The sequence below is a fragment of the Dyadobacter sp. CY323 genome (genome assembly GCF_021390245.1).
Lineage (GTDB): Bacteria > Bacteroidota > Bacteroidia > Cytophagales > Spirosomataceae > Dyadobacter.
Genome location: NZ_JAJUXH010000004.1, coordinates 266,202 through 280,844, shown reverse-complemented (window position 1 = coordinate 280,844; position 14,643 = coordinate 266,202). Strand labels below are relative to the sequence as shown.

The 14,643-nt window shown below is 46.2% G+C and carries 11 protein-coding genes; 7 read left to right on the top strand and 4 right to left on the bottom strand.

Going from position 1 to position 14,643, the window contains the following annotated elements; all coding sequences use genetic code 11:
* Nucleotides 1–9: 9 nt before the first annotated feature.
* From LZG72_RS10190 to LZG72_RS10170, 5 genes are all read left to right on the top strand, one after another.
* A complete protein-coding gene (locus LZG72_RS10190; protein ID WP_233871093.1) occupies nt 10–1,746 on the top strand; it encodes a c-type cytochrome in 1,737 nt (578 codons plus the stop codon).
* Nucleotides 1,747–1,862: 116 nt separating this feature from the next.
* Entirely contained in the window at nt 1,863–2,294 is a 432-nt protein-coding gene (locus tag LZG72_RS10185; protein ID WP_233871091.1) for a cytochrome c, read from the top strand.
* 19 nt (nt 2,295–2,313) lie between these two features.
* Nucleotides 2,314–3,792 carry a sorbosone dehydrogenase family protein gene (locus tag LZG72_RS10180; RefSeq protein WP_233871088.1) on the top strand — a complete coding sequence of 493 codons (1,479 nt, stop codon included), beginning with the start codon at nt 2,314–2,316 and terminating at the stop codon, nt 3,790–3,792.
* Between the two features lie 34 nt (nt 3,793–3,826).
* Nucleotides 3,827–4,303, top strand: a complete 477-nt coding sequence (locus LZG72_RS10175; RefSeq protein ID WP_233871086.1) for a RidA family protein — start codon at nt 3,827–3,829, stop codon at nt 4,301–4,303.
* A gap of 184 nt (nt 4,304–4,487) precedes the next feature.
* A complete protein-coding gene (locus LZG72_RS10170; protein WP_233871083.1) occupies nt 4,488–5,096 on the top strand; it encodes an RNA polymerase sigma factor in 609 nt (202 codons plus the stop codon).
* Between the two features lie 14 nt (nt 5,097–5,110).
* Here the strand turns inward: LZG72_RS10170 and LZG72_RS10165 are convergent, their stop codons facing one another.
* The 4 genes from LZG72_RS10165 to LZG72_RS10150 form a co-directional block, all read right to left on the bottom strand.
* On the bottom strand, nt 5,111–8,278 hold the full coding sequence (locus LZG72_RS10165) for a T9SS type A sorting domain-containing protein (RefSeq protein WP_233871080.1): 3,168 nt from the start codon (nt 8,276–8,278) through the stop codon (nt 5,111–5,113).
* Nucleotides 8,279–8,307: 29 nt separating this feature from the next.
* A complete protein-coding gene (locus tag LZG72_RS10160; protein WP_233871077.1) occupies nt 8,308–8,673 on the bottom strand; it encodes a hypothetical protein in 366 nt (121 codons plus the stop codon).
* 93 nt (nt 8,674–8,766) lie between these two features.
* A complete protein-coding gene (locus LZG72_RS10155) occupies nt 8,767–9,138 on the bottom strand; it encodes a carboxypeptidase-like regulatory domain-containing protein (RefSeq protein ID WP_233871074.1) in 372 nt (123 codons plus the stop codon).
* A gap of 87 nt (nt 9,139–9,225) precedes the next feature.
* Nucleotides 9,226–9,834 (bottom strand): hypothetical protein, encoded by a 609-nt coding sequence (locus tag LZG72_RS10150; RefSeq protein WP_233871071.1) that lies wholly within the window; start codon nt 9,832–9,834, stop codon nt 9,226–9,228.
* A gap of 79 nt (nt 9,835–9,913) precedes the next feature.
* Here LZG72_RS10150 and LZG72_RS10145 point away from each other — a divergent pair, with 79 nt between their 5' ends.
* Both LZG72_RS10145 and LZG72_RS10140 read left to right on the top strand, forming a co-directional pair.
* Complete coding sequence (locus LZG72_RS10145; RefSeq protein ID WP_233871068.1) at nt 9,914–11,017, top strand: FecR family protein; 1,104 nt, start codon at nt 9,914–9,916, stop codon at nt 11,015–11,017.
* A gap of 184 nt (nt 11,018–11,201) precedes the next feature.
* Nucleotides 11,202–14,636, top strand: coding sequence for a SusC/RagA family TonB-linked outer membrane protein (locus tag LZG72_RS10140; protein ID WP_233871065.1), 3,435 nt, complete (start codon nt 11,202–11,204; stop codon nt 14,634–14,636).
* Nucleotides 14,637–14,643: the final 7 nt, after the last annotated feature.

Sequence of the window (14,643 nt, the reverse complement as noted above, 5' to 3'; positions counted from 1 at the left end):
CCTTTAACCATGACCAAATACCTCAAATCCGCTTCCCTACTTTTGCTTTTTGCATTGGGGTTTATACAGCGTTCCGATGATAAGGATAAGCCTTTTAATTCCAAAAATGGCGGGCTGTATCTGCCGGATGGGTTTGAGGCGATTGTCGTGGTCGATAGCTTGCTTGGTCGCGCGAGGCATATTGCGGTAAATGACAATGGGGATATTTACGTAAAGGCCCGGTTTGCGAATAAAGGCGAATCGGTGATCGCATTGCGGGATACGAATAGTGACGGACGTGCTGATATTGTAAAACGGTTTGGCGGCACTGCGAGAGAGCGGGCATATGGAACGGCAATGCGGATTTATAAAGGCTACCTGTATTTCAGTTCGGAGCTGATCGTGTACCGGTACAAGCTGAATCCCGGAGAACTTGTGCCTACCAGCAAAGAAGAAGTTATCCTGACGGACGACCACCCGCATGGCATGCACGAGCACATTGCGAAGCCGATTACATTTGATGATAAAGGGTTTATGTATGTACCATTTGGGGCCAATTCCAATTGCTGCCAGGTGGATAACCGTACGCCCGGCTCACCGGGAATGACACCCTGCCCAATCCTGGAAGATCACGGCGGCATCTGGAAATTCGATGCAAATAAGACTGGTCAGCTTCAAAAGGACGGGGTCAAGTTTGCTACCGGCTTGCGCAGCGTGGTGGGGCTGGACTGGAATTTCGCTGATCATAATCTTTATGCATTGCAACATGGCCGCGACGATTTATTACGGCTTTGGCCTCAGCTTTATAATGGATGGGAAAGTGCAATGCTGCCATCAGAAGAATTTTTGAGGGTAAAAGAAGGTACTCACGCTGGCTGGCCCTATTGTTATTGGGACCAAATGCTAAGTAAAAAAGTCCTCAATCCGGAATATGGAGGCGACGGAAAGCTCGAAGGCGACTGCGGGCAATATGAAAAGCCATTGATCGGATTTCCGGGACACTGGGCCCCGAACGACATCCTGTTCTACCAGGGAAATCAATTTCCGGAGCATTATAAAAATGGATCGTTCATTGCATTCCACGGATCGACAAACCGTGCGCCGTATCCGCAGTCGAGTTACTTTATTGGCTTTGTGCCTTTTAAAGGAAGCCAGCCTTCGGGACCTTATGAGATTTTCGCCGATGGTTTCGCAGGAATTGATCCGATCGTGAATGTCAGCGACGCCGTTTATCGGCCGATGGGAATCGCGATGGGGCCAGACGGGTCGATTTACATTGCTGAGACCGAAAAAGGGAAGATATGGAAAGTGACTTACAAGGGTAATAAAAACAAGTTTGGCAAAAATGCATTGGCCTCGCAGGAAAAAAGAAAATCACTTGCTCACATCCGCACGCCGGATTTCGTAAATGACAACCTGGATAAAGACGAGCCTGTTGCCGGCGGAAAAGTATACAGTGTGTACTGCGCAGCCTGCCACCAGCGGAACGGCATGGGAGACTCTCAACGTTTTCCTCCGCTGGGAGGCGCCGACTGGGTAACTGGTGACAAAGACCGGCTTATTAACGTGTTGCTGAAAGGATTAGAAGGGCCGATTGAAGTAAAAGGCCAGTCCTACAATAATGTAATGCCGCAGCACAGTTTCTTAAAGGATGAGGAAATTTCAGAGGTTTTGACACACATCCGAAGCAATTTCGGAAACAGCGCAGGCCCCATTAGTTTGGAGGATGTAGCCAGGGTCAGAGCTTCCGTTGAAAGTTTAAAATAATGCTATTCTCCTTCCAATCTGTTTAAGTGGATATTACTCTCCGGCAAATTGAGTGTTCCATTTGGAGGTTGGAGGGAGAATGGAAATGAATCAAATTCACCAATATATCTTCCGGAATGCGCAGAAATCAATTTTTCGCCGCTAGTATGATCGTTCTTTCGGGAGCTGGACTTGCGGGGTTTTCATCAGAAGAAACTCATTTTCGACAGTTACAGCAAGATCCCTGGAAAGCACCGGCCTGGGCGGACACGCTTAAAAGTCCGTATCACGAAGAACCGCTGACGCTGGCGCAGGGGGAAGAACTGTTTACACTTTATTGTGCATCTTGCCACGGAGAAGAAGGGTATGGAGATGGAGCTGCCGGTGGCGCACTGGGACAGAAACCAGCCAACTTTCACGATACCCTCGTTAAAAGCCAGAGTGACGGTGCATTCTTCTGGAAAATATCAACCGGAAGAGGTAATATGCCGCCATTTAAAGACGTCTTCACCGATGAGCAGCGCTGGCAGCTGGTTGCATACCTTCGTCATTTAGGCAAAACTGAATAAACCTGAGCCCCAATTATACATGCTACTTTACAAACAAATCTTTAAGACTGGACTTTCCGTCATTTTTCTAGGCGCATCTGTTGTTGCCTCCGCTCAGCAGCGGGCAGAAGTGGTTACAAAAACACCCATCCCTCTGCGTGACGATATTGTCGTCGAGGAGTATATGAAAGTCGAACCAGAGGCGGTGCGTATTATTCAGCATCCGGTTTCCGGCGAAATTTATTATACAACCTTTTTCGGCGATGTGTTGAAAATCGAAATGGTGAATGGAAAGCCGCAAAGCAAAAAATTGCTTACCGTTGAAGATCATGGCATTCCACGTTTACAAGGCACCGCTTTCCATGGCAACACGCTTTTTCTTGCCGGTAATGTAAGTGTGAATAATAATAAAGGGAACAAAGGCCGGATGGTCCGCTACGAAATGAAGACCGGAAATGAGAAGCCTGAGATGACCGTCGTTTTTAATACCGTCGAATATGGGGCCAATAAAACCACATTTGACCACGGCTGGAATGCACTGGAAATAAGCCCGGACGGGAAATACATTTTCGTGAACACTGGTGCCCGCACCGATCACGGAGAAGTGCAGGATAACGGGGGCGAGTATCCGAATGCGCGAGATAATGCATTGACGGCCAATATCTTCAGGTTTCCAATCGGCTCAAAGGATTTGTTACTTTCAACTGATACCGAAAAACTGAAAGCCGAAGGATACCTCTTTGCCGAAGGAATACGAAATGCCTACGACATGGCATTTGATCCGAAAGGAAATTTGTTCGGAGTTTCGAATTCTGGCGATTACGATCATCCGGAAGATATGTTTTGGATCAGAAAAGGTCATCATTATGGTTTTCCGTGGATCATGGGCGGTATCGATAATCCCCAGCAATTCCCGGATTTTCAGCCAGATCCTGAAAAAGACCCATTCCTGAGCAAATTTGCTTTTGCATATCTCATGAAGTATTTTCACAACGACCCGGATTTCCCTAAAAAACCAGCTGGTGTCAAATTTACGCCTGCCGTTCAGAACCTAGGCCCGGATGCAAACGAGTACCGTGACCGGAAAACGGGCGTTGTCATGGATGGCGATACAACAGGCGTGACGGTGGGAACATTTAATGCGCACTCGTCGCCGCTGGGGCTTTTCTTCGACAACAAAAACGCATTAGGCAAAGACCTGACCGGAGATGGATTTGTGATCAGATATACCGGCGGATCCAGAAACGGGGCGGTAAATCCGAACCCATTGCGCAGACAAGGAAAAGACCTGCTCCACCTCGAAATGACCTATGATAAGGCGACCGACAACTATAAAGTGAAAACTACCCGGATCGTCGACAATTTTACGGCTCCGACTGACGCATTACTCGTCGGCAACACCTTATACGTCATTGAGTACGGCGGCAAACAGGGTGGTAACAAAGCCGGTGGAAGTATCTGGAAAATCACTCTGCCCGCCAATGAAAAAGTGGCCCGGAAAAGCAAAAAAAAACCGTAGTAACAACTGAATATCAAACCTTAATAATACCATTATGAAATCCGAAAGAAGATCAATTATCAAGAAATTGTTTGCGTCAGTAGCCGGAATCGCTGGAATTGGTGCTGCTTCAAAAGTGCAGGCAGAATCGGTTCCTGCGGTAGCGGCACCCGCGACTCATGAGGTCGGAGATGTTGAGATGTACCAGGATGTACCTCTGTTTTCAGGTCACACCAAGTTCAACAATATGGTATTTGTTGCAGGAAAAGGTGCGCACTTTGAAGGTGATATTACAGCGCACACAAAACACGTTCTGGACGAATTGGAAAAAGAGCTCATAAAAGCAGGTTCATCGATGGAAAAAGTATTGAAATGCAGTGTTTTTCTTCATGACCTGAATGACTACAAAGCAATGAATGAAGCCTATAAAGGCCGTTTTGGCAGCAAACCACCTTGCCGGACCACCGTAGCGGTTTACGGCGGCGTTCCAGGGGACTCGCTCGTAGAGATCGACTGCATCGCTTATATTTAATAATTTGGTCGCCTAGACTTACCAGGTTTTTGAAACCTGGCAAGTCTAGGCGACCTTACCAACTCTCATTTATTTCGAAATAATTCAATTAACAACAGATAATTTCAGATATAAAAATAAAGTCACTCTTATATTTTATAAATCATGGAATTACGACTTAATTTGTTGTCTGACCTGGTTGAATTTGAACAAAAGACAACGCATCGCTGAGGAGAATGTCATTCTCCTGAATTTCTGGCAACAAGCACAGGCTGGAGATAGCCTCGCGTTTTGTCGTCTCGCTGACAAACTTTACCGCACCTTATTTAATTACGCCACCAACTTCACGACCGATCGCGAATTCATTAAAGATTCGATTCAGGAACTGATGATCCACATTTGGGAAAAGCGTGAACAGATCCACATCCAATTCGTCTCCATTTACTTCCTCCGCGCACTGAGAAATCAGCTTATGCAGGAATTCAGACGCACAAATGCGTCCCAGGCCATCTTAGACATCGAAGAAGCCGGCCAACTTTCCGATTATCAGACGATTGAAACTGCAATTGAGCAGCACGAGGTTTTCACCGAAAATCAGGTGAAAGTCCGTTGCGCGATAGAAGAACTACCCCGCCGTCAGAAAGAAGCCATTTTTCTCAAGTACTTTGAGGGAATGGACAATGAGCAAATCGCCGATTTAATGCAGGTCAACAGGCAGTCTGTGGCGAATTTACTTTTTAAAGCCATTTCTTCCCTCAAACACCAGATACACCTGGTTAGCTTAATTATTTCTGCAGGCTTCTTTCAATACTGATCGATTTCAGGCAACTACTGTTTTACAAAAGCGCGACTTGTCTGACTGCCATCTTTCAACCGGATTTTAACGATGTACCTGCCGACGGGCAGATCCTTCACATTTACCTGATTTTCAGGCTGATCGGATTGAAAAACCAGCTTTCCTGATGCATTATAGATTTTGACATCACTGACCAGATTACCCGCAGGCAGTATTTGGAGGTGGCCGTCTTGATCAATGGGATTAGGAAAAACGGCAATCTCGCGACCGCCGTCAAACCGCACCACTTCTACCCGGCTATACGCGAACGTACTATCCTGATCAACCATTTTCAAACGGTAATACGCTACATTAAATGGAGGATTCAAATCCGCATAAGCGTATGCAGCTTCCTGGGCTGTAAATGCGCTGGCAGGCACAATCGCAATTTTCTCCCACTCCTTCCCCGACTTACTTCTCTCAATTTCAAAGTGATCGCTGTTAAACTCGGCACTTGTAGTCCAGGTAAGGATGGCGGCGGCCGGCGATCCGGCGGCTGGCGTTCCAGCGGCTGGCGCCCCGGTTTTCCCTTCGACTTTTGCATGGAATTCTTTGAGTGTGACAGGCAATGCGATACGCGGGTCGGTTTCCGTAAATAATGCAGCAAACTCCGGAAACATCCCGCTGGCTTCCAACGTAGACTTTGGGATAAATGAACCGTCGTCTAGTGTGGCGTATAAGATCTTAGGAGCAGGCGTGTAGTGCGCGAAAACTGCCGTTGAATCTGCTTCCGTCGTCAGCAGAAAATCACCTTCCCAGATGTCGGTGACGTTAATATCCGGAGATACCACCAAAGATGGATCGGGGTTTTCTGGTGCCACCACCGCATTACCACAATCGTCCACAGTCATGGTGATGGTGGAAGTGGATTGCAGATCCCGGCGGTTGGGATAGGTACGGACACAAATGATCTGGTACTCGCCGGGCCGCTCAGCCTGAAAAGTGATCTGATCGTCGGTGGTCGTGAAGGCTTGTTGCGTCGGCAATACGGTCCAGTTATGGATAAATTGACTATTCGTAGGCGTGGCAAGCGAAACTGTGATGTTGGCTGTATTATCCTCGGTAGAACGCTTTTGGCTAAATGGGTAGCAGGTATTATAGGTCGAAATAAATGGTATTGGCGGAACTGGGAGGTCTGGGCAGGCAGGGATGTTGGTTAATAGGTTTTCTTGAAGACCCATTGCGATTAAGTTGGCAAACCTTGTGCTTACGTGAACTGTATTTTCATTATCCCCATAAATAGCTGCAAATGGTGTCTGAGCAATATCAGTAGCTGTTACATTCAAAAGCTCACGCTCAGCCTGAGTTGCTCTCGGCCCCTTATAATCTATCGAACTAAAAGTCGGAACAAAGCAGAAATCAAAACTTGAAGTCTCCTTAAAAAACTTATTGGGAATGGGGAAGGCAGATTTCCCACCTGGCAGGAAATCATCATTAACCGGGCTGTTGTATTTTCGGGTGGTGGCTGCTGTTTTAAAAATACTACCCCACGTCAGGAAACGCAGCACATTACTGTTTTGCCCCAATTCGTTGGTATGAACATCGATATTGGAAGTTTGCAGAATCAACGGCGTCCAGCCCCGGATTATGCGGCTTCCGTAGTTGTATTGGTCAAATATTTTCCTGTCCGACGCATCCATACTGCCGTGGATCACTGCGATGTTCCGGCAATTCTGCGGATATCCGCCATTTCCCAACGCAGTCAATTGACTTCGAAAAGTATCAAACGCAGGATGTTTGCTGCCCACTCCCCCTGTCAGATGCCCGCCCCAGTGCAAGAGCATCCGTTTCGCAGCAGGCGTGCCATGCGCACCATAGTAGCTGCGCAATTTCTTGCCAAGAAATTTTAAAATGACCTGGCTCAAAAATGTGGGGTGTGCGTCCAGCAAAAGTTGGGTAAGTCCCACGGGCACGTTCGCGCCCTGGTGTGGTGTGTCGTAGCAGATCAGAAGCTTCACCTGGTGCGCGATCCCTTCATTTTCCATTTGCCGCAATGCCCACCGGGCAACAAGTCCGCTCATGCTCTCGCCGATGACAATGGACTGCGCGTTTCCTGTTTTCATCTGGTTCACCTGCTGGATCAACGCCTTCAGCACCTGGGCATTGTCTTCCATGGCCGCCCCGGGGTCCGAATAATCAAGCAAAACCAGGTCATAGCCCTCCGTCAGATATCGCCCAAGAGGGGTCCTGTAATTTCCCTCAATCACGTCCAGGGTTATATCCTGCCCCATATCGAACCTCTCACCAATGATAATTGGCTTGTTCAGTACCTGATCACACCCGAGGATGATCCGTATGTTCCCTCCTACCAGCATAGTTCGTGCCGATGTGTCTGCCAAAGTGTCCTTTGAAATCCGTTCGGCCGTCACCTGAAATTCTTTGTAAGGTTTAATCCGTTCAAGCTGCCGCACATTTACTTTTGTTTCGAAAAGGAACGTTTTATCGTTTAGCAGGAGTCGAATGCCTATTTTTTGTTCCCCGATTGATTCAAAACGATGTTGTATCAGATCATTCGATACAGGATATGCTTTGTACCCTTGTCCATCGTTGAAATTCAGCTCGATTCTTTCCGGCTTTTCTGCATGGTTGGTAATGAAAAGCTCCGGGCTGATCCTGAAAGCAACTTCCGCCTGGTAAATATCCTCCTGCAGCACAGCCGCATAAACAATATCAAACCGCTCGTAAGCTGAATAATTCACCGGATTTCCCGCCTTTTTTTGGGCCTCGTTATCGGCAATCTGGCTACCGGACATGTATATACTACGAAGGTTCATGATGCCGATCGGTACGACATTGCTCCTGGTCACCTTGTATGGATCATCTTCGATCAAGTGACTTAGAGCTGGCATATGCTCTGTCCCACTTCTTAAATCAGCGTCCGTAAGTCTCTCATAAAGATTTTGCCACTCTTCGGATGTAACCTTCTCGAGTCGCGAATCTTTGTCTTTTGACAGTATTTTAAAGTAATCGTTTTCGTTTTGGCTGATTACGCCCAGGTTCAGCAACAATGTGTTTCCGAGGCCCTTTAAGTCAAGCCTTTTGATTTGATCTTGTCTTTGCTGCTGATAATCCTGGGCCAGGCTCGAAGAAAAGTCAAGAAGGGTAACCAAAAGAAGAAAACCGCATAGTTTCCCCCTTTCGCATTTGAAAAGATGCTTCATAGTTTTTGTATGTTAAAGTATATATTTGATTACCTGGGGATTAATTGAAAGTCGTATCTTGTTTTCTTACCAACCAGTGCCGTGCAACAGTCACTTGTTCGTTTGCCATCTTTGGTCGTCTTCTTGCCTTTGTAATTATTTTGGTATTTTGGATTCTCTATTAAAAGGAATGGCACACCAACGTTAATCGAGTTAAACTTCTTCGGTACTTCAACCATTATTTCATATTCCCCAGCCTTGTCTGAATAAATTTGACTTAACACTTCCGAATGCGAGATTTGCATCCCTAACACCATCACCAGAATACTATCCACCGGCTGCCCATTCTGATCGGTAATCGTTCCATAAACCGTTGTAGTCCGGTCTTGTTTCAAAAAGCAGCCAGTAAGGTTCATGATTATACTTACGGTAAAAATTAACAAGCTGACTCTCCGGAAGGTTATTCGTGAAATGTCTGAACTTTTCCATTTTTGGTCCATGTATAGTGGTTATCTAGGGATTAATTGAAAGTCGTATTTGGTTTTCTTGCCAATAATGGCAGTGCAGCAGTTATTTGTTGCCTGATCATTTTTCCATAGTTTGTAGTCTTTGTACATCCTCAAAAACTTAGGATTTTCCTGTGGGAAATTTGGAATTCCAACATTTACTGCATGAAATCTTTTAGGTACTTCCACCAAAAGCTCATACTCACCTCGATTATCAGTATAGACTTCTTTCAATGTTTCAAAAGTCAAACTTCTAAGACCTTGAACCAAAACCAAAATACTATCCACCGGCTGCCCATTCTGATCGGTAATCGTTCCGTAAACCGTTGTAGTCCGATCTTGTTTCCAGAAGCAGTCGGTGAGGTTCGTAATCATACTTACGGTAAAAATTAACAAGCTAATTCTCCGGAAGATTATTCGTAAAATGTCTGAACTTTTCCATTTTTGGTCCATGTATAGTGGTTATCTAGGGATTAATTGAAAGTCGTATTTGGTTATCTTGCCAATAATGGCAGTGCAGCAGTTATTTGTTGCCTGATCATTTTTCCATAGTTTGTAGTCTTTGTACATCCTCAAAAACTTAGGATTTTCCTGTGGGAAATTTGGAATTCCAACATTTACTGCATGAAATCTTTTAGGTACTTCCACCAAAAGCTCATACTCACCTCGATTATCAGTATAGACTTCTTTCAATGTTTCAAAACTCAAACTTCTAAGACCACTGACCAAAACCAAAATACTATCCACCGGCTGCCCATTCTGATCTGTGATTGTCCCGTAAACCGTAGTTGTCCTATCCTGTTTGAGAAAACAGCTATTTAGCATGAATGCCAGGCTGACAGCAATGGTGAGGATTTTGATCTTGATGACGACTGCCGCTGAATCGGCCTCGTGCAGGTAGTTGCTGACTACTAATGCCTGGATTAGCCTGACTATTGGTTTGATAAACCGCATGACTTCTTTATTGATTGTTGATGAATTTAATTCGTCAAATAAACCAAATAGTTCTTGACAATGTACAATCCAATGAACCATCGGTAATTTGGTTTCCAAAGCCTCTTTTTTACTCAAAAAATAATTTTCAAAAAAGGAGTATTGCCCCAATCATAATGCATCCTTAATGTAATTAGCCGCATTTCATTTGCCTTATATGCTCAATTACCGCAATTTTCTTCCGGAGGAACTAGCTGCCGATCAATCATTCAGAAACTGGATTCTGTTCAACAATCCTGCTAATGAAACGGTGTGGAAAATGTGGCTTGAACGCAATCCCGATAAAACGGACCTGGTAGAAAAGGCCAAAAGTCTGTTGAATGCAACTGAGGCGGCTTTTAACCAGATCAGCGATGAAGAAGTAGCCAATGAGATCTATCGCCTTTCGCACGCAATCGGGGAGAAAAATGCTGCGAAATCATCCGTTTGGTGGCTTTTTAGGCCGAATTGGTACCATATGGCGGCATCTGTACTCATGCTGATTTTTGCGGGATGGTGGTTCAATAAGCAAACGCCCAGGCAACAGCAATCGGATCAGTACAAAGTCATTCTGAGCCAGATCAGCGAACCTTTGATCGAGGTGAAAAATACTTCGCAGAAAGCGAAACTGGTGATTTTGGAAGATGGAAGCTCGGTGTTGCTGCAACCGAAAAGCCGCATTACCTATCCTAAAAAATTTGAAGGAAATAAAAGGGAGGTGTTTTTAAATGGGGAGGCATTCTTCGAAGTAGCTAAGAATCCGGACAAACCCTTCTATGTATACGCACGGATGCTGGCGACCAAAGTACTCGGCACAAGCTTCAAAGTAAGTGCATTCGATGACGAGCGCGAAGTCAAGGTAGTGGTGAAAACGGGCAAGGTTTCGGTGTTCCCGATGACGAAGGAAGCATTGGCGAGTCAGCATTCCGAGGATAAGCTTGGCGGGATGATCCTGACCCCAAACCAGCAAATTACATTCGCAGCCAACGAGTTGCGCCTGACGAGAAGCCTGGTACCCGAGCCAAAACTTCTGGAATTACCGATCCAACGGCAGTCGTTTGAATTTAAAGGAACGCCCATTGCCGACGTATTTGAAACATTGGAAAAATCGTACGGCGTGAAAATTATCTTCGATCCGGAAGTCATGCAAAACTGCTTTCTGACCGCGTCACTTTCCGACGAACCGCTCTTTGAGAAAATAAACCTGATCTGTAAAACACTTGGTGCAGAATACGAGCAAATGGATGCGAGCATCATCATAAACAGTAAAGGCTGCTTTTAAATTAACCTAATTCCGGTAATGCCTATGACTAAAATCCGCTACGAACTATTCTAAAGAAAAAAGCCGATGATGCTGCAACATCACCGACCCATGTGAATCCCCCCGTCTTTCAAACCGACATCCGCCAAGGCGCATGTCAGGGAATTATTGATGCCGAATTTTAAAACCGACAAAAATCAAAATTATGTCAAAAACAGTACAATTTCACCATGCTTTACAGAAAATCATGCGCATTACGCTGTATCAAGCCCTACTCGCCATCGTCGTCGGCACGCTCGTGCAGGCCAACGACCTGCATGGACAACGAGTTTTAGAACAAAAAGTGACGTTGCGTTTATCCAATGCAGACATAGATAAGGCTTTGGAAAAAATAGAAGGTGTTACGCGGGTGAAGTTCATGTACAACCCGCAGATTTTCAATAACCAAAAATTTACTTACAAATTCCAGGATGAGGCACTTTCAGAAGTCCTCACAAAAATCCTGGCCCCGCATAAGGTAACGTATGAAGTAGTGCAGGACCGCATTATCCTGAAAAGGGAACAAGCCCGGAATGAAGAGCCTGTCGAAAGCAAAGTTGCTCCGAAACGCAATGTAACCGGTAAGGTGACCGATGAAACGGGGGCCGGTTTGCCGGGTGTGAGTGTACTGGTGAAAGGTACCCAGCGCGGGACCTCATCCGATACCGAAGGTAAGTTCGCAATGGACATCCCCGATCCGGAAATCGCGTCGTCGGTACTGATTTTCAGCTTTGTAGGCTACACTTCTCAGGAGGTTACAGTGGGAAATCAGGCAACGGTCACCGTGCAAATGGTGCCGGAAGCGAAAGCGTTGAATGAGGTAGTGGTAACGGCGCTCGGTATTGCCAAAGAAAAGAAAGCACTCGCCTATTCCGTCTCGGAAGTGAAAGGAAGCGAGTTTACGCAAGCCCGTGAAAACAACGTTGCCAACGCATTAACAGGCAAAATCGCCGGTGTGAATGCGACAGGTATGGCGACGGGACCTGGCGGTTCGAGCCGCATTATCATTCGCGGTAATGGTTCCTTGAATGGAAACAACCAACCCTTATATGTGATCAATGGTATGCCCATGGACAACAGTATCCCGGGCGGCGGAACCGCTTCGGACGGAAATGGTATGAATGTGGACCGGGGCGATGGAATCGGAGGTATTAACCCGGATGATATTGAGTCGATCAGCGTTTTGAAGGGTGGCCCGGCGGCCGCACTTTACGGCGCACGCGCTTCAAATGGGGTTATTTTGATCACAACCAAAAAAGGACGCGCGCAAAAAGGGATTGGTGTGGAGATCAACAGCAATACCACTTTTGAAGACATTGCAGTGATACCAAACTGGCAATATGAATACGGACAAGGTCTGGATGGTAAAAAACCAACGACGGCAACCGAAGCAAAAAGTACGGGGCGTCTTTCATACGGAGCGAAAATGGATGGGCAGCCGACGATCCAGGTGGATGGCAAAATGCATCCCTATTCTCCCCAGAAAGACAATCTCAAAAACTTTTACCGCACAGGTACCAATTATATCAACTCCATTTCATTTGTTGGTGGAAATGAGTCGGTTAACTTTCGGTTGGGTTTAAATAATACCAAAGCAAACAGCATTGTACCGAATTCATCTTTTACCAGACGCATTGCAAACCTGAACCTGAATGCGTTTTTAGGTAAAAAATTGAGCATTGAAACGGTTTTTCAATACAACCTGGAAGACGGTAAGAACCGTCCGAAAGTGGGTTATGCCGATATGAACCCGCACTGGGCTACGTATCTGGTTGCCAACGTGGTGGATATCCGCAGCCTTTCTCCGGGCTATGATGCCGAGACCGGGAAAGAAATGGAATGGAACCCCGTCCCGGCTGCTCCAAACCCTTATTTTGTTATAAATAAATTCAAAAATGATGATACCAAAAACCGGTTTTTGAGTCAGGGAAGCATTCGTTATGACATTTTGGACAACCTGTACGTAAAAGGAAGTGTGAGCCAGGACTACTACAGTTTTAGATCTGAATATGTGCAGCCTACAAACAATGCATTTGCGCCGCTGGGAACATACGAAGCCCGTAAAACGACGTCTTCCGAAACGAACGGAATGCTGACTTTGAACTACAGTAAAGATTGGGAAAATGTGAGCTTTTCAGCACTGGCGGGGGTAAATGCGCAAAGAAGCATTTACGACCAGACATTGATTGCGGGTAGTGAATTTACCGTTCCTTATTTTTACAGCTATACCAACCTCGCGGCTCTGACAACCACTCCTACCTACCTCAAAAGCGCCATTAACTCGGTATTTGGTTCGGTGGATGTAGGTTATAAAGGATTGGCATATTTGACTTTATCGGGACGCCAGGACTGGTTTTCGGTTCTTAACCCGAAAAGCAACAGCATTTTTTATCCTTCTGTGGGTGCATCGGTGATCCTTTCCGAAGCGATCCAGTTCCCTGAGGCGTTCAATTTTGTGAAATTGCGCGGATCGTGGGCGCAAGTAGGCGGTGCTACGGTAAATGCATACCAGATCTATCAGTACTACTCCATGCAGCAAGGCGGCCACAATGGGCGGCCGGTTCAGCAATTGTCTTCTGCCCAGGTGCCTAACCCGGATTTGAAACCTTTGACCTCGACGACGTACGAGGGAGGTCTGGAAGCCAAATTCTTTAACAGCCGTTTAGGGTTGGACGTTACCTTGTATAACCGCAAAACCACGGACGACATCGTAACTACGAACATTGCCGTTTCCTCGGGCTACACATCTGCGTTGTTGAACGTAGGTGAACTGAGCAACAAAGGCGTGGAGTTGCTGATCAATGGCACACCGATCCGGAATGGGGATTTTGGTTGGGATGTGAGCTATAATATGGCTTACAATAAAAGTAAGATCGAAAGACTGGCCGAAGGGATTCAGGGAATTGACGTGGGCTCCGGTGTGGGTGGCGGGCTTGTGCGCAACGTGTTGGACAGACCTTACGGAACGGTTTGGGGTTACCGCAAGAAAACCGACGCAAACGGAAACGTAGTTTTCAACACCGCGAGCGGATACGCGATAAGAGGCGATCTGGAAGAGATCGGTCAGGGAACACCCCCGTGGACAATGGGTATTACCAACAATTTCAGATACAGAAACTTCTCTTTGAACGTATTGATCGACGGCAAATTCGGAAGCATTGTTTACTCAAACCTGTACCAGTATGCGTATCGTTTCGGTTTGCCGCAAGAAACACTTCCTGGTCGTGATACCGGCGTGACGGTTGAAGGTGTAACTCCAGAAGGCGCTGCATTTACCAAAACCTGGAAAAAAGAAGAAGTTGACACGTACTACGACAACGACAAGAATTACACGGCGATGTTTATGTTCAACAACGACTTCATTAAGCTGCGCCAGGTGGTGCTGAGCTACAATGTGCCCGTGAACAAGCTCGCTTTTCTGAAGCTTCAATCGGCGTCCATTTCGTTGGTTGCGCGTAACCTGGCGATTCTTTTCAAAGACAAAAAGAACCAGTATTTCGATCCGGAATCGGGCTATACCAGCACCAATGCACAAGGTCTTGAAGCATTTGGTGTACCCAGAACAAGAAGCCTGGGCGTGAACTTGATGGTGAAATTCTAAAAACTGA